Raw genomic sequence first — 21050 nt, forward strand, 5'->3', positions numbered from 1 at the left:
GCACCCGTCCACCCGTTCCTCGTCCGTCCTGGTCCCGCACTGAACGACAGCCATGGTGGGGCTCCGCGACGCGCGACCCGCTGGGTTGTCCACAGGCCACCCGATCGGGCCAGCGGCGGCCGGGTGACGTCGTGGCAGGATGCGGACACCGCCGGGTCCCGTGCCCGACAGTGCCCCCCGAGTGCTCAGGAGAGCCAGCGTGCCTGCTCGATTCCTCCCGCTCGCGGACGTCGCCGAGACGCTCGCGATCTCCTCGGCCCAGGCCTACGCGCTGGTCCGGACGGGTGAGCTGCGCGCCATCAAGGTCGGTGGCCGGGGCCAGTGGCGCGTCGAGGACAGCGAGCTGGAGGACTACATCCAGCGGATGTACGCGCAGACCCGGGAGATCGTCCTCGCCGGCGGCGAGGACCACACCGCCTGATCGCGCCCGGGGCCCTCACGGGGCCTCGTGCACCGCCAGCACGGCGGCGAACGGCAGCGTGAGGGCCCCCTCCGCCTCCGTGCCCTCCCCCGGCAGCAGGTCGACGTGGTCGGCCCCGACCCGGCCCAGACGGCCCGCGTGCGAGTCCGTGGCCGTGCGCACCCGTACCCGTTCACCGGCCTGGCCGAGCGCCCGCAACGCCATGAGGAACGTCCGCCGCGCCGCGACCGGGCTCAGCGGCGGGGCGCTCCAGTCCGGCACGCCCCGCACCCCGACGACGGCGTCGGCGGCCAGCAGCACCTGCCGGCCCTCCCCGTCCGGCGCGGGCACGTCCCCGTCGGCCCCCAGCAGGAACCACCCCGGCCCCGCCGCGAGCACTCGGCCCACGAGCGTCGAGCCGTCGCGCAGCGACCACGTCAGCGCGCCCTGCGCTGCACGCACGCGGTCGGCGAGGGTCACCGTCGCCTGCTCGCGCCGCGTGCGGTCGGCCACCTCTGCCGCGAGGTCCTGCCGGCGGGCGTGCTCGGCCTGACCCTCGAGGTCGTCGAAGAGGTCGTCCCAGCGCACGGCTCCCACGGTACGAGCGCACGCGCCGGCACGGCGCGTGACGGCGCCGGTGACCTCGCCTGACCGTGCGTCAGCCGGTGCCCTCCGATCGGGCGCACCCTCGGCCGTTTCCTGGTCCGTCTCACAGGCTCTCGGTAGACATGCGACAGCAAACAGCGCCAAATGACACTCAAGTGCCCCCCAAACCCTCCAGGAGCCTCACCGTGCGCCCACCGTTCCTCGGCAGCCAGGAACCCGCCGAGGTCGTCGTCGGCGTGTGCGTCGTGGTCGGCCTCGCGGTGGCGCTGTGGCTGGCGCTGAGCGTGGTCGTCGCGGTCGTCGACGAGGTGCGCGTCCGGCGCTCCCCCCGGCGCGTCGTCCGCCTCACTCCGGGGGTGCCCGCCGTCGTGCGACGGCTCGTCGCCCTCGTCGTCGGGGTGCTCCTCGGGTCCGCCGCGCTGTCCGCGCAGGCCGCGGCCCCGGGCGTCCCCGAGGTCGGGTGGGCCGCCACGGCGACGGTCGACCCGGCGTGGACGGCGACCACCCCGGCGGCAGCCGCACAGGTCGGGTGGACGCCGTCGACCCAGCCGGCCACCGCTCCCGCCGTCGGGGACGACGCCGGCGAGGTCGTGGTGCTGCGCGGCGACAGCCTCTGGTCCCTCGCCGAACGCCGGCTCGGCCCCGACGCCACCCGCGGCCAGGTCCTCGCCGAGCAGGAACGCCTCTACGCCGCGAACGCGTACGTCATCGGGGACGACCCCGACCGGCTGCTGCCGGGCCAGGTCCTCCGCCTGCCCTGAGAACTCCCCCGCCCCGACCGATCCGATCCCCCCGAGGAGTACCCCCGTGTCCAACACCGCCACCCGCCCCGGACGGCTGCCCCGCTACGTCGACGACGAGGACGCCTTCGGCGCCGAGGGACCGGTCCTCACGCACCTCAGCCCGGACCAGGGCGTCCTCGAACTCGAGCTGCAGGACCTGCGGCTGCTGCCGCCCGCGGAGCTGCCAGAGGTCACGGGCTGGACGAAGCGGTACCTGGTGACGCTGCTGGAGGTCCTGTCGGGGCAACGGCCCACGCAGCAGCTGCTGCGCTGGTCCAGCGCCGACATCTACAGCGGAGTGCAGCGCAAGGCGGCCGTGCAGGCCAGGCTGCGCTCGCGCGTGCGGCCGGCGGCGCGCGGCGCCGTCCGGGCACCGCACGTGTCCTCGCTGCGCGTCTCGTTCCCGTTCGACGGGATCGCGGAGGTCAGCGCGGTGCTGCGTGACGGCGACCGCGTCAAGGCGGCGGCGCTGCGCGTCGAGCGGTGCACCGACCGCTCCGGCGACCGGTGGCGGGTCACCGCGCTCGAGACGCGCTGACCCGCCGGGCCGCGGGCGTCGGGCTCAGACCTCGCGCTGGGCGCGCTCGGCCGCGCGGCGCTGGGCGCGGTTGCCCGTGGCGGCCTCGGTCGCCTGGGCGTCGCCCGCGTGCACCTCGACGTCGCCCTCCGCCGTGGGGGCGGAGTACTGCAGCTGCTGACGGACCGGCGGCGCGCCGAAACCGGGCGGCGTGGCGGCCGCGCCGGCCTGGGCGGCCGGCTGGACCTGCAGCGAGAACAGGTACCCGACCGACTCCTCCTTGATGGCGTCGGTCATGGCGCCGAAGAGCTGATAGCCCTCACGCTGGTACTCCACGAGCGGGTCGCGCTGGGCCATCGCCCGCAGGCCGATGCCCTCCTGCAGGTAGTCCATCTCGTAGAGGTGCTCACGCCACTTGCGGTCCAGGACCGACAGGACGACCCGGCGCTCGAGGTCGCGCAGCGCCTCGGCCCCCAGCTCCTCCTCGCGGGCGTCGTAGCAGGCCTGGGCGTCGCCGCGCATCTCCTCGACGAGGCGCTCCACGGTGAGGTTCCCGCGGCCACCGGCGGCTTCGACGACCTCCTCGGGCGTGATCGAGACGGGGTACAGGCTGCGCAGCGCCGTGAACAGCTCCTCGAGGTCCCAGTCCTCGCCGAAGCCCCGGGCCGTGGCCTCCGAGACGTACGCGGTGACGACGTCGTCGATGAAGTGGCGGATCTGCACGTGCAGGTCCTCGCCCTCGAGCACCTTGCGGCGCTCGGTGTAGATGACCTCGCGCTGGCGGTTGAGGACGTCGTCGTACTTGAGGACGTTCTTGCGGATCTCGAAGTTGCGGCCCTCGACCTGGCCCTGCGCGCTCTGGATGGCGCGCGAGACCATCTTGGACTCGATGGGGACGTCCTCCGGGATGCCCGTGCGGGTCAGGAAGCTCTCGACCAGCGCGGCGTTGAACAGGCGCATGAGGTCGTCGGTGAGCGAGAGGTAGAACCGGGACTCCCCCGGGTCGCCCTGACGACCCGAACGCCCGCGCAGCTGGTTGTCGATGCGGCGCGACTCGTGCCGCTCGGTGCCCAGCACGTACAGGCCGCCGAGGTCGCGGACCTCGTCGTGCTCAGCCTTGACCGAGGCGTTGGCCTGCTCGAGGACCTCGGGCCAGGCGGCCTCGTAGGCCTCCGGCGCCTCGTCGGGGTCCAGTCCCTTGTCCTTCATCGCGGCGACGGCGAGGAACTCGGCGTTGCCGCCGAGCATGATGTCCGTCCCGCGGCCGGCCATGTTCGTCGCGACGGTGACGGCGCCCTTGCGGCCCGCCTGCGCGACGATCGAGGCCTCGCGCTCGTGCTGCTTGGCGTTCAGGACGGTGTGCTCCACGCCGGCCTTGGTCAGCAGGTTGGAGAGGTACTCGCTCTTCTCCACGCTCGTCGTGCCGACGAGGACCGGCTGGCCGGCCGCGTGGTGCTCGGCGATGTCCTCCACGACGGCCGCGAACTTGGCCTGCTCGTTCTTGTAGACGAGGTCCGGTTGGTCCATGCGGACGGCCGGGCGGTTCGTCGGGATCGGCACCACGCCCAGCTTGTACGTCTGGTGGAACTCGGCGGCCTCGGTCATGGCCGTACCGGTCATCCCGGAGAGCTTGTCGTACATGCGGAAGAAGTTCTGGAGCGTGATCGTCGCGAGCGTCTGGTTCTCGTTCTGGATCGGCACCCCCTCCTTGGCCTCGATGGCCTGGTGCATGCCCTCGTTGTAGCGGCGGCCGGCCAGGATGCGGCCCGTGTGCTCGTCGACGATGAGGACCTCGTCGTTCGGGGACACGACGTAGTCCTTGTCCCGCTTGAAGAGCTCCTTGGCCTTGACGGCGTTGTTGAGGAACCCGATGAGCGGGGTGTTGACGCTCTCGTAGAGGTTCTCGATGCCGAGGAGGTCCTCGACCTTCTCGATCCCGGCCTCGAGGATGCCGATGGTGCGCTTCTTCTCGTCGACCTCGTAGTCGACGTCGATCGTCAGGCGCCGGACGATCTTGGCGAACTCCGTGTACCACTTCGTCGGGGCGTCGGAGGGGCCCGAGATGATCAGCGGCGTGCGGGCCTCGTCGATGAGGATCGAGTCGACCTCGTCGATGACGGCGAAGTGGTGGCCGCGCTGGACCATCTCGGAGACGTTCCACGCCATGTTGTCGCGCAGGTAGTCGAAGCCGAACTCGTTGTTCGTCCCGTACGTGATGTCGGCCGCGTAGGCCTCGCGCCGCTCGTCGGGGCGCATCCGGGACAGGATGCAGGAGCTGGTCATCCCGAGGAAGCGGAAGACGCGTCCCATGAGGTCGGACTGGTACTCGGCGAGGAAGTCGTTGACCGTGATGACGTGGACGCCCTTGCCGGTCAGCGCGTTGAGGTACGCCGGCAGCGTCGCGACGAGCGTCTTGCCCTCACCGGTGCGCATCTCGGCGATGTTGCCCTGGTGCAGCGCCGCGCCACCCATGAGCTGCACGTCGAAGTGCCGCTGGCCCAGCGTGCGGCGAGCCGCCTCGCGAACGACCGCGAAGGCCTCCGGAAGCAGGTCGTCGAGCGTCTCGCCACCGGCGAGGCGCTCCTTGAAGCGGTCGGTCTCGCCCCGCAGCTCCGCGTCGCTCATCCCCTCGAAGTCGGGTTCGAGGGCGTTGACCTGCTCCGCGATGCGGTGCAGACGCTTGACGACGCGGCCCTCGCCGGCGCGGAGGACCTTTTCGACGATCGCTGGCACCCCGTCACTCTAGCGGCGCAACGCGGGGTGACGGGGACCTCACGGTGACCCTGGGACAGCAGAGGTCGCTCAGCGCGACTGGTCGAGCAGCCTCCGCACGTCGGTGGGCCGCACGCCGCTGATGGGGACGGGCACGGGCGCCGGTCCCCGGCCCGTCGGGGGCGAGGGGGCGAGCGGGATCGCCAGCGCGCCGTCGCGGGGGACGGGGGCCGGGCCGAACTCCCGGGCGAAGAGGGCGGCCGCGTCCAGCGGGCCCTCCTCCACGCCCTCGTCCGGGTCCTCCCCCGCCTCGTCGGTGAAGTCGACGAGGTCGGCCAGGGCCGGGGCGGCGGCCGCCGGCTCGACGGGACCCAGCTCGTCGGCCGTCAGCTCCGAGCCGAGTTCGACGACCGAGCGCGGGGCGCCCAGCAGGATGCCCTGGGCGACGGAGCAGCCGGCCTCGGTGAGCAGCACCGCCTGCTCGGTGCGCTCGACGCCCTCGGCGACGACGCCGAGGTCGAGGGCGGCGCCGAGCTCGCACAGCGTCCGCACGGCGGCGAGCGCGTCGACGCCGTCGGGGCCGTCGATCTCGGCGATGAGCGTGCGGTCGAGCTTCACACCGTCGACGGGCAGCTGGCGCAGCGGCGCGAGCGAGTGGCCGGCGAGGACGCCTCCCTGACGGGGGTCGAGGGTGGCGAAGTCGTCGAGCAGGATCCGCGCGCCCGTCGCGCGCAGCTTCTTCAGCCGGGCGTTGAGCATGTCGGGGTCCTCCGCAAGGAGGTCGGCGGGCACGTCCAGGACGAGCGCCGTGGGGTCCAGGCCGGCGGCCGTGAGCGCGGCGCGGACGTCGTCGGCGGCACCGCGCGTCATGACGTGCGCGGCGGACAGGTTGACCGTGATGGACAGGTCCGGCACCTGCCGGCGCCACGCCGCGCCCTGCGCGCACGCCGTGCGCAGCACCCAGCGCCACAGCTCCTCGACGGCCGGGGAGCGCTCGGCCCCGGCCAGGAAGGCGCCCGGCTCCAGGACCCCGCGGGTGCGGTGCCGCCAGCGCAGCAGGGCCTCGGCACCGACGACGGCACCGTCGGCGAGCCGGACGATGGGCTGGTAGGCGAGCTCGAACTCGTCCTCCTGCACCGCGCGCAGCAGGTCGTGCTCCAGCTGCCGGCGGAGGCGGTCGGCGTCGTGCATGTCGGCCTCGAAGACGACCACGCCGCCGGGGACCGTGCCGGCCGCGACGGCGGGACCGGCCGCGTGCGACTCGGCCTTGGCCATGTACATGGCGCTGTCGGCGCGGCGCAGCAGCTCGGCCGCGCCGACGCCGTCCTCCGCGATGGCGATCCCGATGCTGGCCCCGACGCGCACGGTGGTCCCGTGCGTCTCCAGCGGCATCGCCACGTCGGTCTGCACGCGGGTCGCGATGCGCTGGGCGGCGCGACCGGGATCGACGTCGCGCACGAGGAGGGCGAACTCGTCCCCGCCCAGGCGGGCGGCGACGTCGTCCCCCCGCAGGCAGCGCCGCAGGCGCCGGGCCACGCGGGACAGCACCTCGTCACCCGCGGCGTGGCCGAGGGAGTCGTTGACCTGCTTGAAGCCGTTGAGGTCGACGAACAGGACGGCCGTCCCGAGGCCGTCGGAGTCGGTGACGCGCAGCGCCACCTCGAGCTGGCGCAGCAGCGTCGCCCGGTTCGGCAGGCTCGTGAGGGAGTCCGAGGAGGCGGCCTCGACGGCGCGCACGGTGTCGGCGTGGCTGAGGGCCATGCTCGCGTGCTCGGCGAAGGCGCGCAGGACGGTCGCGCCGACGGGGTCCAGCGGACCGCTGTCGCGGGTGTCCAGGACGAGGGCGCCCACGCTGCGGCCGTTGATGTGGACCGCGGCAGCCGCGGGGACCTCCTCGTCGCCGACGGCGACGCCGAAGCCGCCGAGGGCGTTCGCGGCGGCGAGCGCCAGCGCGGGGTCGAGGACGGGCTCACCGACGGCGGCGACGACGCGCATCTGCATCTGCGAGCGCGGGTCGGCCAGGACGAGGGTGACGGCGCGGCCGTCCATGAGCTCGGAGGAGCTGGTGGCGATCTGGACGAGCAGCTCCGGCAGGGGCCGGCGGCTGGAGACGGCGCGCTGGAAGCGGACGGACGTGGTGAGCACCTGCTCGCGCTGGCGCAGGGCCTGCTGCAGCTTCGTGCGCTCGGCGGCGCCCTGCGCGCCCTGCTGGCGGTGCCAGCGCTCGCGCTCGCGGCCGTGGCGGCCCAGGACGACGAGGCCGAGGGCACGTCCGACGAGGCGGACGGCGGCGAGACCCTCCTCGGGGTCGCGCTGCTCGTCCGACCGCCCGACGACGAGGTGGACGCCGGACAGGCCGGGGACCTCCACGACGCTCGTGCGGACGCGGCCGAGGCCGGGGACGGCGAAGGCGCCGCCACCGTCGCGCACGACGCGGGCGAGCCCGCGTTCGGGCAGGAACCGCTGCCCCAGCCCCACACCGCCGTGGACGTGGGGACCCTCGCAGACCGCGACGACGTCGGCGTCGACGAGGTCGGCGACCAGACCGGCCGCCCGGCTCAGGACGTCGCGCTCGCTGGTCCCGGCCGACAGCTCCGCGAGCACGTGCTCGAGCAGCCCGGCGGCGTGCTCGACCTGGTCGGCGGGGAGAGCGGCGAGATCCACCTCCCGTGTGTCGGCGGGACGCCCGGTGATGTTGAGGTTCGCGGGCCCGCACTCACCCGTTCGAGGACAGCGCCCGGCCGAGGTTCCCGGCCAGGTCCCCGCCCCCGGTGACGAGCACGTCGTCCAGCCCCTGCCAGCGGGCCAGGTCGCGCAGCTCGGCGGCCAGCTCGTCGGCGGTGCGCGGTGGGGCCGCCGGCTCCGCGTGCGCGCCCTCGACGCGCAGGACCCCCGCGCGGCGGTCGGCCTTGAGGTCGACCCGGGCGACCAGGTCCTCCCCGAGCAGGAAGGGCAGGACGTAGTAGCCGTGGACCCGCTGCTCGCGCGGGACGTAGAACTCCAGCCGCACGGTGACGCCGAAGACCTCCTCGGTGCGCGGGCGGTGCCACACGAGGGGGTCGAAGGGGGTGAGCAGGGCGCGGGCGTCGACCCGGGGGGCCACGGCGCCGGCCCAGCGGTAGGCGGGCCGGTGGGCCGCCCAGCCGCGGACCCGGACGGGTTCGAGGCGGCCCTCCTCGACCAGCTCGGCGACGGCCTGCCGGGAGGGGCCCGGGGCGAGGCGGAAGTGGTCGCGCAGGGTCGGTTCGGACGCGATGCCGTTCGCGCGGGCGGCGATCGCGACGAGCTCGCGGACGGCGTCGGCCGGGTCGGGGTCGGGCGCGTCGCGCACCGCCGGCGGCAGGACGCGTCCGGCGAGGTCGTAGCGGCGTTCGAACTGCGCGGTGCGACCCGCGGCGGAGAGCCGGCCGGCGAAGAACAGGTGCTCGCAGGCCCGCTTGACGTCCGACCAGTTCCAGCCCCAGTGGTCGGTGGGGCGGGCCTCGCCCGAGCTGAGCGCCGCCTCCAGCTGACGGGCCGTCGACGGGCCGTGGGTGGCGAGGTGCTCCTCGACGGCCTCGAGCAGGTCCGGGCGCTCGTGGGCGATGCTGCGCACGCTGCCCCAGGCGTCGGAAGCGGCGCGGTCCATCCGCCAGCGCAGCAACCGGTGGGTCGCGGGAGCCACGTAGGACGCCTCGTGCGCCCAGTACTCCACGAGCCGGCGCGGGGCCCGGTGGGCGGCCCGGTCGACGAGCTCGGTCGGGTAGGGCCCCAGGCGGCTGAAGAAGGGGAGGTAGTGGCTGCGGCACAGCACGTTGACGCTGTCGATCTGCACGACGCCGAGGCGGTCGAGCACCCGGCCGACGTGCGCGGCCGTGACGGTCGCGGGCCGGCGCCGGCTGAAGCCGGAGGCGGCGAGCACCGCACGACGGGCCTGCCGGGCCGAGATCTCCTCGACGGCCGGGGGCCCGTCCGCAGCCGTCACGACAGTTCGACGATCTTCTCGCGCACGGCGTAGACGACGGCCTCCATGCGCGAGTGCAGCTGCAGCTTCTCGAGGAGGTTGCGGACGTGGTTCTTGACCGTGTTCTCGCTGATGCCGAGCTGGCCCGCGATCTCGCGGTTGGGCAGGCCGCGGGCCAGCAGCCGCAGGACCTCCAGCTCGCGCGGGGACAGCCGCGGGGCGCCGGGCAGACCGAGGTTGCGCTCCTCGTCGCGGCGGCGCATGGCGTTGAACTCCCCGAGCAGGAGCCCGGCCATCTTGGGCGTGATGAGCGACTGGCCCGTCATGACCGAGCGGACGGCGTCGGCGACCTCCTCGGCCGGCACGTCCTTGAGCAGGTAGCCGTTGGCCCCGGCCCGGACGGCACCGAAGAGGTCGTCCTCCTCCTCCGAGGAGGTCAGCATGAGGATCTTCGTCGACGGCGCGACGGCCTTGATCTGCGCGCAGGCGTCGATCCCGGAGCGGCGCGGCATCCACACGTCCATGAGGACGACGTCGGGCAGCAGCTCCTCGACCCGCTCGACGGCCTCGGCCCCGTCGGAGGCCTCCCCCACGACGTCGAGGTCGTCCTCGACGGACAGGACCATCTGCAGTCCCCGGCGGAACAGCGAGTGGTCGTCCACGACGACGATCCGGATCGCCTCGCTCACGGCGGCCCCCTCCCCTGTTCGCGCTGGTCCGGACGCGGGCGGTCCGCTCCCGGGACGACGATCTTGGCACGGACGGCACCGGGCGCCACCCCCCGGGTACGGGGAGTGGCGCCCGGTCACGGAATCCCGTGGGTCAGCGCATCGCCGCCGCGACGACGGCGGTCAGCGCCGCGTCGGAGGCCGCCCGGCCGTTGGCCGCCCCGTCCGCGGAGCCGTCCTGCGGCGCCTGCTGGACGTCGAGGTGGATGACGCCGTAGTCCCAGCCCCGGCGCCGGTACACCACGCTCGGCGAACCGCTGGCGGCGTCGACGAACAGGTAGAAGTCGTGCCCGACGAGCTCCATCTCGTACAGGGCCTGGTCCAGGGTCATCGGGACCGCGTCGTGCCGCTTCTCGCGGATGACGACGGGCGAGGCGTCCTGCACGGCGGCCTCGGGCGCGTCGGCGGTGGGCGGGGTCGAACCGGCCATGACCGCGGGCGTGGGTGCCGCGTCGCCGCCGACCTGCTCGGCCAGCGGGCGACCGGGGTCGAAGGACCCCGTCAGCACCTCGTCCGACAGCCCGGCCGTGGCCTCGTGGACGGAGGTGGGCCGGTGCCGGCCGTGGTGCACCTTGCGGCGGTCGCGGGCGCGCCGCAACCGTTCGAGGAGCTTGGTGGTGGCGAGGTCCAGCGCCGCGTAGGGATCGTCGGCGCAGGCCTCGGCGCGCACGACCGGTCCCTTGTCGCGCACGGTGATCTCCACCCGTTCGCAATTGCTCGCCTGCCGACGGTTGTTCTCGTGGGAAACCTCGACGTCGATGCGCTGGGCGCGGGGCGCGAACTGGCTGACCTTCGCCTCCAGCTTGTCCTCGACGTGCCGCCGGAACCTCTCCTTGACGTCGGTGTGCCGTCCGGTGACCACAACTTCCACGGGATGCCTCCCTCGTTCGAGCTGGCGGCACCGGCACGTGGGGCCGGCCCGCCTCGGACCGTCACCTCGTGCCGCGGACCACCCCCGGGGGGAGGGCGCGGTGAGCAGGCGGGCAGGGACGGGACCGGGGGTCTGCACCCGTGACGTCCACGGGGGCGACACCCCCTGGGACACCGTCGCTGGCCGCCATGCGCCAACGCTAGACCCCCGACGCCCCGCCTGCCCAGGCGGGACGCGCCGACCACCCGTCCGGCACCCGTCACGCGCGGTCCACCCGCGGTCCACTCACGCGACCGTCACCGTCAGCACGCCGTCCACCCGGACACCGCCCGCACGCAGGGCCCGGACGGCCTCGGCAGCCGTCGCCGTGGTGGTGACGACGTCGTCCAGGACCACGCACGGGCCGGTGGGCGGTCCCCCGCGCAGGGCGAACGCGCCGTGGACGTTGGCGCGCCGCCCGGCGGCGTCGAGGTCGGTCTGGTCGCGCACCGCCCGCACCAGGTGCAGGCACCGGTCGACCCCGGCGTCGCGACCGTCGGCCCGCAGGTGTCGGGCCGCGCGGGCGGCGAGGTCGGCGACGAGGTCACCCCCGCGGGAACGGCGGCTGGCCCGCCGGGTGGGCACGGGCACGAGGCGGACGGGACCGGTGGGCACGAGCTCTCCCAGCTGGGCGGCGAGGGCGTCGGCCAGCACCGGCCGGACCTCGGCCCGGTGACGTTCCTTGACGGCCAGCAGCAGCTGGCGGGCCGGGCCGTCGTGGGCGGCGCACCCGCGCACGGGGGTGCCGTCGGCCAGCGCGGTGAGGACTCCCGCCCGCACGGCCCGGGTGCAGGGACGGCAGCACACCCGGCCGGGGCGGCCGCACCCGGCGCAGTGCGCGGGCCACACGAGATCGGCGACGTGGGCCAGGTCGGTGAGGGCGCGGGGCACGAGGACAGCGTGCGGGTGGCGGGACGGGCGCGGCGCGCGTCGTCCACAGGCGACGCCCGGTCCTCACCCGGGGTAGGCCGGGTCCCGACCGTCCGCGACCGCGATCCAGTCGGCACCGCTGCGGGAGAACAGCTTCCCGTCGGCCGTCCCCACCACGACGTCGCGGTCGGACCAGCCGCCGGCCAGCGAGACCGCCCCCGGGACGTCGGGCAGGCGTGTGCTCGGGCCGGAGACGCGGGCGATCACGGGCGCCGTCCGGCCCGTCCCGTCGCGCACGAGCACGGCGACGCCGTCATCGGCGAGCCACCCGGCGTCCAGGACGTCCCCCGCGCCGGGGGCCAGGTCCGCCGAGCCGACGCCCAGGCGCAACGGCTTGCCCTCGCCGTCGCGCACGACGCCGTGGACGCGGACGTGGGTCACCCCGGCCGCGTCGCGGACGACGAGGAGCAGGCGGGCGCCGTCCCGGGCCACCCGCAGCCGCACCAGGGCGCCGCCGAGGCCGTCGGCGGGGGTCTGCACGGTCTGCGCGGGCGTCCCGGGGGCCGCGCCGGGCACGACGAGGGGAGGCTGACCGGCTGCGGTCGGCGCGGTCCACACCCACCCGAAGCGGTCGACGGCGGGCGGGACGAGCTGCCCGCGGCCGGTCACCGCGGCCTGCAGCGGACCACCGACCGTCTGCACCCGCGCCACCCGGCTGTCGTCGGTCAGCACGGCGTACGTCGACCCGTCCGGTCCGGCCGCGGGGTGCCCGGCACCGCCGGCGGCCTCGAGCCCGGGGCCCGTCCCGGCCACGGGGACGAGCCCCGTGCGGTCCCAGCGGGACAGCCCCTGCGGCCCCAGCAGGACCAGGCGCGCGTCGACGGGGACGGCCGAGCGCGGCAGGTCCGCACCCGCCGCCCCGCTGCGGGTCAGCTCGGCCCCGTCCACGGTCACCCGCACGTCGGAGACCTCGGGCAGTCCCGTGAGGCTGGCCCGCAGCTGCGCCAGCAGGACCGCCCGTTGCTCGGGGCCGGCGTCCAGGGCCCGGTCGGACAGGTCGACCGTCGCCGTCCCCGCCGCCACCGGGACCGTGCCCACGCGCAGTGACGTCCCGCGCGGCGCACCCGAGACGACCGCCGGGGCCAGCCACTCCGAGGGTCCGTCCAGCAGCGCGCGCACGATGCGGGTCGCGACCGAGGAGTCGTAGCCGAACCACCGCACGTCGGCGAGCAGCTGCGGGGCCGGCCCGGCCGTCACGAAGAACACGGGGAACGAGCGCAGCGTGCGGGAGGCGTCCAGCGCCGTGAGCACGATCCCGTCGCCGGGCTCGGCCAGCCGCCACTCCCCGTCGGCCCCGGAGCCGCTCGCGACGCGCACGAGCCGCACCGGTCGCGTCGAGGTGGCTCCCGGCGGCTGCTCGACGTAGTGCCCCGCGGCGTCGACGACCGCGGTCGCCGTCGCCGTGATCGACACGACCGCCTCCGTCGGGTCCTGGGAGACCAGGGACAGGTCCGGGCCGCTCGCGACGACCGTCGTCGAGGCGTCGGCGCGCCAGGACTGCGCGGCCGAGGCCGTGAGGAACTCGCGCGCGACGGCGTGGTCGTCGTCGGCGGCGACCGCGGCCCGCAGGAAACCGCGGACGACGTCGACGGGCCCGGCCCCGGGGGTCGGGCCGTCCGGGATGACCTGCAGCAGACCGACCCGGGGGTCGGCCTCGATGCGGGACCCGCTGACGACGTCGCTGGAGCGGGGCACCCCGCCGCACCCCGCGAGCGCCAGCAACCCCGCGAGCCCGAGCGCGGTGCGGCGCTTCACGGGGTCTCGTGCCGGGGACCGGCGGGCAGGGCCGCGACGGGTTCACGCCAGCCCAGGGGCACGACCGGCAGCGGGGAGGAGCGCAGCGAGCGGCCGGCGACCCGCGGGACGGTCAGGACGAAGTGGCACCCCTGGCCGGGCCGGCCCCAGACCTCCAGCCAGCCGCCGTGCAACCGCGTGTCCTCCAGGGCGATCGCCAGCCCCAGGCCGCTGCCGCCCGTCGTGCGGGCGCGGGCGGGGTCGGCGCGCCAGAACCGGTCGAAGACGCGGGGCAGCTGCTGGGGCTGCAACCCGACGCCGTGGTCGCGCACCCCGACGGCGACGGCGTGCTCGTCGGCCGCGACGGTGATCTCGATGGGGCGCGCCTCGCCGTGCTCGATGGCGTTGCCGACGAGGTTGCGCAGGACGCGTTCGATGCGGCGCGCGTCGACCTCCGCCGTGCAGGGGCCGGAGGGTTCGGCGACGGAGACGTGCGAACCCCGGCGTTCGGCGAGCGTGGCGGTGAACTCCACGACGCGGTGCACGACGACCCGGACGTCCTGCGGGTCCGGTTCCAGCGCAGCGGCTCCGGCGTCGAAGCGGGAGATCTCCAGCAGGTCCGACAGGAGGGTGTCGAACCGTTCGAGCTGGGTCAGCAGGAGTTCGGCCGACCGTGCCGAGGCGGGGTCGAAACCGTCGCGCGCGTCGTGCAGGACCTCCCCCGCCATCCGGATCGTCGTGAGCGGGGTGCGCAGTTCGTGGCTGACGTCGGAGACGAAGCGCCGTTGCAGGCGCGAGAGTTCCTCGAGCTGCTCGATGTGCTGCTGCATGCCGGCGGCCATCTCGTTGAACGCCCGGGCCAGGCGGGCGAGGTCGTCGGTGCCGCGCACGCGCATGCGCTCGTCCAGGTGGCCTCCGGTGAGGCGTTCGGCGGTCCCGGCCGCCTCCCGGACGGGTTCGACGACCGTGCGCGTGACGACCCAGGCGACCGCCCCGACGAGCAGGACGAGGGCGATGCCGCCGCCGACGAACGTGGTGCGCACCAGGGAGACCGTCTGCTCCTCGCTGGCCAGGGAGTAGACGAAGTACAGCTCGTACTCCCCGGCCCGCGGCAGGGTGACCGTCGACCCGACGACGAGGCTGGGGGCACCGGAGGCGTCGGGCAGGTCCACGATCTGCAGCTGCTGCACGTCCGAGGCGACGACGGCGCGGCGCAGCGCCATCGGGATGTCGGAGGCGTTCAGGCCCTCGGAGGCGACGTCGCGGACGACGACCTGACCGCTGGCGGCGGTGTCGGGCGCGCCCGTGGCGCGGAGCAGGACGACCCCGCGGACGCGGTCCGGACCCGCACCCTCCAGGGCCGAGACGACGTCCCCGGCGAGCTGCTCCACCTCGGCCGAACTCGTCGTGGTGGCCGCGTCGAACTGCTGCTGCGCCGTCTGCGCGCTGCGCGCGGCGTCCGCGAGCGCCACCTTCTGCCGCTCGGCGACGAGACCGTCGGCGATCCCGTCGAGCAGGAACGACCCGACGCCGACGACGACCGCGAGCCCGAGCATCGTCGTGAGGACGACGACGCGCAGTTGCAGCGAGGCCCGCCAGCGGGCCAGCAACCGTCCCACGCTCAGGCCCCCGCTCCCAGCACCGTCACAGCGGTCCGGCGCGGTACCCCACCCCGCGCACGGTCACGACGATCTCGGGGTGCTCGGGATCGCGTTCGATCTTCGAGCGCAGCCGCTGGACGTGGACGTTGACGAGCCGGGTGTCCGCCGCGTGGCGGTAGCCCCAGACCTGTTCCAGCAGCAGTTCCCGGGTGAAGGCCTGCCAGGGTTTGCGCGCGAGGGTGACGAGGAGCTCGAACTCCAGCGGGGTCAGCGGCAGCGACCGGCCGTCGCGGCGCACCGAGTGCCCCGCGACGTCGATGGTGAGGTCGCCGATGCGCAGCGTCTCCGGGGGACGTTCCCCGGCCGACCGCAGCCGGGCCCGGACGCGGGCCACGAGTTCCTTGGGCTTGAAGGGTTTGACGACGTAGTCGTCGGCGCCGGCCTCCAGACCGAGCACGACGTCGACCGTGTCGCTCTTGGCCGTGAGCATGACGATCGGCACGCCGGACTCGGCGCGGATCTGCCGGCAGACCTCCATGCCGTCGGTGCCGGGCAGCATCAGGTCCAGCAGCACGACGTCCGGCCGCGCCGAGCGGAACGCCGCCAGCGCCTCGTCGCCGTTGGCGCAGAAACGCGTCTCGAGGCCCTCGCCCTGCAGCACGATCCCGAGCATCTCGGCGAGCGCGGTGTCGTCGTCCACCACGAGCACGCGTCCCCTCATGGGCTCATCCTGCCTCGCGCGGCGCGTCCGCGGGGTGATCACCACGCCGGGCGGCCTCCTCGCCCGGGTGCCCCGGCGGCGCGGTACCCCTCTGGCACGATGTCGAGGCATGGGGGACGAGCAGTGGCAGCGGCCTGACGACGGCGCCGGCGCACCGGGTGAGCTGCGCCCGGGCGGTCGCCCGGACGGCGTGGTCCCACCCGCCCCCGTGAGCGGCTGGGGCGCGGCCCCCGGTGGTCCGGGCGCGGGTTCCCCCGGCGGCTGGGGCGGTCCCGCCGGGGCGCCGGGCCCCTTCCGCCCGCCCGCCCCGCGGCCGGGGATCGTGCCGCTGCGCCCGCTGGGCCTCGGGGAGATCTGGGACGGGGCGTTCCGGGCGTTCCGGCAGAACCCGAAGGTGATGGTCGGGTTGTCGGCGATCGTCGTCGTCGCGACGTCGATCGTCAGCCTCGTGGCCTCCGTCGTCACCACCCGCGACGCCCTGGGCCTCATCGACCGCCTGCAGGTCGCGCCCGCCGACGTCAGCGTCGACGAGGTGGTCTCCGTCGTCCAGCAGTCGCTGCCGCTGCTCGGGCTGAGCGTGGTGCTCCAGCTCGTCGCGGTGCAGGTGCTCAACGGGATGCTCATCACGAGCGTCAGCCGCGCCGTCCTGGGCACCTCCATCGGCTTCGGGGACCTGTGGCGGCTGTGCCGGCCGCGGCTCCTGCCCCTCGTCGGGTTGTCGGTCGTGGTCTCGCTGGCCTCGTTCGCCATCGGCGTGGTCGCGCTGGCGCCGGGGATCCTGCTGCTGGTCCTCTCCGACTCCGGGGCCGGGATCGGCGTCGGGGTCGCGGCCGTCGTGCTGGGGGCGCTGGTCTGGGCCGTGGGCGCGGCGTTCCTGTGGATCAAGTGGTCGATGGCGACGCCCGCGATGCTGCTCGAGGGGCTCGGGATCGGGGCCTCGCTGGGGCGGTCCTTCCGGCTGACCCGCCGCTCGTTCTGGCGGCTGTTCGGCATCCAGCTCCTCACGGCGGCCGTCGTGTACGCCGTCGTCGCCGCGGTGGGTTTCCCGTTCAGCATCGTCGGCGGGGTCGTCTCGGCCGCCGCCGGGAACCCGTCGGACACCGGCGCCGTCGTGGTGCAGCAGTCGATCACGACGCTGGGGTCGATGGTCGGCAGCATCGTGGCCTACCCGTTCCTGGCGTCGGTGACCGCGCTGCTCTACGTGGACCTGCGGATGCGCCGCGAGGGGCTGGACGTCGAGCTGCACCGGGCCGCGCAGCGGTGACGGCCGTGCCCGTGCAGCCGGACCGCTCGACCGCGCGCGGCTGGCTGGCGCAGGAGCTCGCCGGCCCGGAGTACCGGCAGTCCCAGGGGTCGTGGCTCGCGCGCGCCTGGTCGTGGCTGTGGGACCGGCTGCAGCAGGTGTCGGTGCCCGGACTGGGCACGGGCTGGACGTCCGTCGTGGTCGTCGTCGTGCTGCTCCTCGCGCTCGTCGCCGTCGTCCTGCTCGTCGGAGGTCCGTTGCGCCGCAGCGCGAGGCAGTCCCCGCAGGGTCCCGTCTTCGACACCGCCCCGGAACCGTCGTCGGCCCACTTCGCCCGCGCCGACGCCGCGGCGGCCGCCGGGGACCACACCCTCGCGGTGGCCGAGCGGTTCCGCGGGCTCGTCCGCGCCCTGGAGGAACGGGCACTGCTCGACGTCCGCCCCGGTCGCACGGCCGCCGAGATCGCCACCGAGGCGGGCGCCTGGCTGCCCGACTGCGCGGACGCGCTGCACCGGGCCGCCCGCACGTTCGAGGACGTCCGGTACGGCGGCCGGCCCGCCACGGCGGGGACCGACGACGACCTGCGCGAGGTCGTGCGGCAGGTGGGCGCGGCCCGTCCCGCCGACCTCGGCGCCTCCTCGGGACAGCCGGCGTGAACGCTGCGCCCGCCCGCACGGGCGGCCTGTCGTCCCTGGCGCGCCGGTACCGGGGCGGGGCCCTGCTCGTCCTCGTGCTGCTCGCGACCGCCGTGCTCGTCACGCTGCTGACCCCGCGCACGGAGGAAGCCGCCTTCACCCCCGAGTCGGCCAACCCCGCCGGCGGACGGGCCATGGCGCGCGTCCTGGCCGACCAGGGCGTCCAGGTGGACCAGGCGCGCAGCTTCGACGCAGCCGTCCGCGGCGCGGAGGGTGCTGCGGCGCAGGACGTCACGCTGCTCGTCACACAGCCGGACCTGCTCTCGGCGCAGCGCTGGCGCCGCCTGGCGGGCACAGGCGCCGACCTCGTCCTGCTGCGCCCGGACGAGCGGACCCTGGAGGCGCTGACCGGCGCCGTCACCCCCGCCGGCGAGGCGTCGACCGCCGTGCGCGACCCCGGCTGCGACGTGCCCGCCGCGCGCGCCGCCGGCCCCGCCCGCGCCGGTGGGCGCACGTACGCCGCCTCCGACGGGGCGACGTCCTGCTACGGCGGGTCCTACGTGCGCGGCCCGCTGCGCGACGGCCCCGGCACGCTGACGGTCGTCGGGCAGCCGTCGCTGCTGACGAACCGCTGGGCCGCGCAGGACGGCAACGCGGCGCTCGGGCTGTGGACGCTCGGCGCGCACCGCGACCTCGTCTGGTACCTGCCCGACCCGCGCGACACCGACTCCCCCACCGTCCCGCTGTCCGCGCTCGTGCCGCCGTGGCTGTGGCCGTCGGTCGGGGTCGTCGGCCTCGCCGGGGTCGTGCTGCTGCTGTGGCGGGGCCGGCGCCTCGGCCGCCTCGTCAGCGAACCGCTGCCCGTCCTGGTCCGCGCGGCCGAGACCGTCGAGGGCCACGGCCGCCTCTACGCCAGCGCCCGTGCCGCCGGCCGCGCCGCGCAGGCGCTGCGGGAGGCGACGCTGCGGCGCCTGCGGGCGTGGACGGGGCTGGACCCGCAGGCCGGGGTCTCCGACGTCGCCGACCAGGTGGCGTGGGTGACGGGCCGCCCGGCGCCCGCCGTCCGCGAACTGCTCGCCGGGGCCGACCCCGCCGACGACCCCGCCCTCGTGCGGCTGGCCCTCGACCTCGACGCCCTCGAACGCGACGTCCGGGCCGGCTCGTCCGTCCCCACCACGACCGGATCGACCCAGGCCCAGCCGACGCACCCGTCCCGCACCCCCCGACCGGAGGACACCCCGTGACCGAAACCCCCTCGACCGACGCCGTCGAGGACGCGCGGCAGGCCCTGCGCGCCGTCCGGCAGGAGGTGGCCAAGGCCGTCGTCGGCCAGGACGCCGCCGTCACCGGCCTCGTGATCGCCGTCCTGTGCCGCGGCCACGTGCTGCTGGAAGGCGTTCCGGGCGTGGCGAAGACGCTGCTCGTGCGCAGCCTGTCGGCCTCCCTCGCGCTCGACACCAAGCGCGTGCAGTTCACCCCCGACCTCATGCCGGGCGACGTGACGGGTTCCCTCGTCTACGACGCCCAGAGCTCCCGGTTCTCCTTCCGCGAGGGCCCGGTGTTCACGAACATCCTGCTCGCCGACGAGATCAACCGGACGCCGCCGAAGACGCAGGCCTCGCTGCTGGAGGCCATGGAGGAGAAGCAGGTCTCCGTCGAGGGCGAACCGCGGCGGCTGCCGGACCCGTTCATCGTCGCCGCCACGCAGAACCCCGTCGAGTACGAGGGCACCTACCCGTTGCCCGAGGCGCAGCTGGACCGGTTCCTGCTGAAGCTGACGCTGCCGCTGCCGCCGCGCGAGGACGAGGTCGAGGTGCTGGCCCGGCACGCGACGGGGTTCGACCCGCGCGACCTCGCCGCGGCCGGGGTGCGGGCCGTCGCGACGCCGGAGCAGCTGGCCATCGCCGCCGACGCCGTCCGCCGCGTGCAGTGCTCGCGGGAGGTCATCGGCTACGTCGTCGACGTCTGCCGGGCGACGCGGAACTCCCCGTCGCTGGCCCTCGGCGTCTCCCCGCGCGGCGCGACGTCCCTGCTGGCGACCGCCCGGGCGTGGGCGTGGCTGTCGGGGCGCGACTACGTCTCCCCCGACGACGTGAAGTCGCTGGCGCGGCCGACGCTGCGCCACCGCGTGCAGCTGCGGCCCGAGGCCGAGCTCGACGGGGTCAGCGTCGACGCGGTGCTGGACTCCGTCCTCGGCTCCGTCCCGGTCCCGCGCTGACGTGGCCGTCACCGGACGCGCCGTCTGGCTGGCCCTGGCCGGCCTGGTCCTCGTCGTCGCCTGGCCCGGGTGGGCCGCGGTCGGCGTGTGGACGGCCGTCTGCGTCGTGGTCGTCGGTCTCGACGTCGTCCTCGCCCCCTCCCCGGCCCGGCTGCGGGTGGAGCGGGCGCCGTTGCCGGCCGTGCGGCTCGGAGAACCGCGTACGACCGAGCTGACCGTCCAGAACACCGGGACGAAGCGGCTCCGCGGCGTGCTGCGCGACGCGTGGGTGCCCTCGGCCGGTGCCCGGCACACGCAGCACGCCCTCGACCTGCCGCCCGGCGAGCGGCGGCGGTTGGCCGTCGAGCTCGTCCCCACCCGCCGCGGGGACCGGCTCGCCGACCAGGTCACGGTGCGCTCGCGCGGCCCCCTCGGCCTCGCCGCCCGGCAGCGGTCCGCGCCCGTGCCCGGGCGGTTGCGCGTCCTGCCGCCCTTCACGTCCCGGCGGCACCTGCCGTCGCGGCTGGCGCGGTTGCGCGAGCTCGACGGCCGCAGCGCCGTGCAGCACCGCGGCCAGGGCACCGAGTTCGACTCCCTGCGCGACTACGTCGACGGCGACGACGTCCGCTCGATCGACTGGCGGGCCAGCGCCCGCCGGCAGGCCGTCGTCGTGCGGACCTGGCGCCCCGAACGCGACCGACGGGTGCTGCTCGTCGTGGACACCTCCCGCACCTCCGCCGCGCGCCTGGACGGCGAGCACCCCACCGCCCGTCTCGACGCGCAGATCGAGGCGGCGCTGCTGACCGCCGCCCTCGCCGCCCGCGCGGGCGACCGCGTGGACCTCGTCGCGCACGACCGGCGGGTGCGGGCGCGCGTGCACGGCGGCTCCCGCGGGGACCTGCTGCCCTCGCTGGTGGAGGCGCTCGCACCGCTGGAACCCTCGCTCGTGGAGGCCGACTGGGACGCCGTCGCGACGGAGGTCCGCACGACCGTCCGGCAGCGCTCGCTCGTCGTGCTGCTCACCGCGCTCGACTCCTCCGTCCTCGACTCCGGACTGCTCGGGGTGCTGGAACAGCTCGCGACCCGGCACACCGTCGTGCTCGCCGCCGTCGACGACCCCGCCCTGCGCGCCCTCGCCCACGACCGGTCCGACGCCGAGGCCGTCTACACCGCCGCGGCCGCCGAGACGGCCACCGCCACCCGCGACCGGACGGCGCGACTGCTCACGCGGCTGGGGGTCGAGGTCGTGCACGCGGGGCCGGACGAGCTCGCGCCCGCCCTGGCGGACCGGTACCTCGCGTTGAAGGCGGCCGGGCGGCTCTGAGGGCCGGCCGGGCCTGGAGGCACCGCTGGTCTCACGGCCGGTCCCACGGCCGGTCCCACGACTGGTC

General features: G+C 75.5%; 18 protein-coding genes. 8 read left to right on the forward strand and 10 right to left on the reverse strand.

Annotation, left to right across the window (positions count from 1 at the left end):
* Positions 1–199: 199 nt before the first annotated feature.
* Positions 200–421, forward strand: a complete 222-nt coding sequence (locus ACFEMC_RS16220) for a helix-turn-helix transcriptional regulator (protein ID WP_370720701.1) — start codon at positions 200–202, stop codon at positions 419–421.
* Between the two features lie 15 nt (positions 422–436).
* On the opposite strand, the gene ACFEMC_RS16225 is transcribed toward ACFEMC_RS16220, so the two are convergent.
* Positions 437–988 carry a hypothetical protein gene (locus tag ACFEMC_RS16225; protein WP_380170591.1) on the reverse strand — a complete coding sequence of 184 codons (552 nt, stop codon included), beginning with the start codon at positions 986–988 and terminating at the stop codon, positions 437–439.
* A 203-nt stretch (positions 989–1191) separates the two neighbouring features.
* On the opposite strand from ACFEMC_RS16225, the gene ACFEMC_RS16230 reads away from it, so the two are divergent.
* The gene (locus ACFEMC_RS16230; RefSeq protein ID WP_380170592.1) at positions 1192–1767 is read left to right on the forward strand and encodes a LysM peptidoglycan-binding domain-containing protein; all 576 of its coding nucleotides are present in this window, start codon (positions 1192–1194) and stop codon (positions 1765–1767) included.
* A gap of 46 nt (positions 1768–1813) precedes the next feature.
* Positions 1814–2326, forward strand: coding sequence for an Rv3235 family protein (locus ACFEMC_RS16235; RefSeq protein ID WP_380170593.1), 513 nt, complete (start codon positions 1814–1816; stop codon positions 2324–2326).
* A gap of 24 nt (positions 2327–2350) precedes the next feature.
* Here ACFEMC_RS16235 and secA read toward each other — a convergent pair whose 3' ends face one another.
* The 9 genes from secA to mtrA all read right to left on the reverse strand — a co-directional run bounded on the left by secA (position 2351) and on the right by mtrA (position 15584).
* Positions 2351–5038, reverse strand: a complete 2688-nt coding sequence (secA, locus tag ACFEMC_RS16240) for a preprotein translocase subunit SecA (protein ID WP_380170594.1) — start codon at positions 5036–5038, stop codon at positions 2351–2353.
* 69 nt (positions 5039–5107) lie between these two features.
* On the reverse strand, positions 5108–7681 hold the full coding sequence (locus ACFEMC_RS16245) for a putative bifunctional diguanylate cyclase/phosphodiesterase (RefSeq protein WP_380170595.1): 2574 nt from the start codon (positions 7679–7681) through the stop codon (positions 5108–5110).
* A gap of 52 nt (positions 7682–7733) precedes the next feature.
* Positions 7734–8981, reverse strand: coding sequence for a winged helix-turn-helix domain-containing protein (locus ACFEMC_RS16250; RefSeq protein WP_380170596.1), 1248 nt, complete (start codon positions 8979–8981; stop codon positions 7734–7736).
* A complete protein-coding gene (locus ACFEMC_RS16255) occupies positions 8978–9769 on the reverse strand; it encodes a response regulator (protein WP_380170597.1) in 792 nt (263 codons plus the stop codon). Before ACFEMC_RS16255 ends, ACFEMC_RS16250 begins: the two co-directional genes overlap by 4 nt.
* Before the next feature lie 13 nt (positions 9770–9782).
* A complete protein-coding gene (gene hpf, locus ACFEMC_RS16260) occupies positions 9783–10559 on the reverse strand; it encodes a ribosome hibernation-promoting factor, HPF/YfiA family (protein ID WP_380170598.1) in 777 nt (258 codons plus the stop codon).
* Positions 10560–10844: 285 nt separating this feature from the next.
* On the reverse strand, positions 10845–11489 hold the full coding sequence (locus ACFEMC_RS16265; RefSeq protein WP_380170599.1) for a ComF family protein: 645 nt from the start codon (positions 11487–11489) through the stop codon (positions 10845–10847).
* Positions 11490–11552: 63 nt separating this feature from the next.
* Positions 11553–13283: an LpqB family beta-propeller domain-containing protein gene (locus ACFEMC_RS16270; RefSeq protein WP_380170600.1), complete on the reverse strand. Its 1731-nt coding sequence runs from the start codon at positions 13281–13283 to the stop codon at positions 11553–11555.
* Positions 13280–14881, reverse strand: coding sequence for an MtrAB system histidine kinase MtrB (gene mtrB, locus ACFEMC_RS16275; protein WP_380170601.1), 1602 nt, complete (start codon positions 14879–14881; stop codon positions 13280–13282). The genes ACFEMC_RS16270 and mtrB overlap by 4 nt, the downstream gene beginning before the upstream one ends.
* Positions 14882–14906: 25 nt before the next feature.
* Positions 14907–15584, reverse strand: a complete 678-nt coding sequence (gene mtrA / locus ACFEMC_RS16280; RefSeq protein ID WP_380170602.1) for an MtrAB system response regulator MtrA — start codon at positions 15582–15584, stop codon at positions 14907–14909.
* Positions 15585–15693: 109 nt separating this feature from the next.
* On the opposite strand from mtrA, the gene ACFEMC_RS16285 reads away from it, so the two are divergent.
* Genes ACFEMC_RS16285 through ACFEMC_RS16305 form a run of 5 tightly spaced genes read left to right on the forward strand, consistent with a single transcriptional unit; the run spans position 15694 to position 20983 of the window.
* Positions 15694–16848: a hypothetical protein gene (locus tag ACFEMC_RS16285; RefSeq protein ID WP_380170603.1), complete on the forward strand. Its 1155-nt coding sequence runs from the start codon at positions 15694–15696 to the stop codon at positions 16846–16848.
* A 5-nt stretch (positions 16849–16853) separates the two neighbouring features.
* Positions 16854–17483, forward strand: a complete 630-nt coding sequence (locus tag ACFEMC_RS16290) for a DUF4129 domain-containing protein (RefSeq protein ID WP_380170604.1) — start codon at positions 16854–16856, stop codon at positions 17481–17483.
* Positions 17480–18706, forward strand: coding sequence for a DUF4350 domain-containing protein (locus ACFEMC_RS16295; RefSeq protein WP_380170605.1), 1227 nt, complete (start codon positions 17480–17482; stop codon positions 18704–18706). Before ACFEMC_RS16290 ends, ACFEMC_RS16295 begins: the two co-directional genes overlap by 4 nt.
* Positions 18703–19680, forward strand: coding sequence for an AAA family ATPase (locus tag ACFEMC_RS16300; protein WP_380170606.1), 978 nt, complete (start codon positions 18703–18705; stop codon positions 19678–19680). Before ACFEMC_RS16295 ends, ACFEMC_RS16300 begins: the two co-directional genes overlap by 4 nt.
* A 1-nt stretch (position 19681) precedes the next feature.
* Complete coding sequence (locus tag ACFEMC_RS16305) at positions 19682–20983, forward strand: DUF58 domain-containing protein (protein WP_380170607.1); 1302 nt, start codon at positions 19682–19684, stop codon at positions 20981–20983.
* Positions 20984–21050: the final 67 nt, after the last annotated feature.

The organism is Kineococcus sp. DHX-1 (genome assembly GCF_042473625.1).
GTDB lineage: Bacteria > Actinomycetota > Actinomycetes > Actinomycetales > Kineococcaceae > Kineococcus.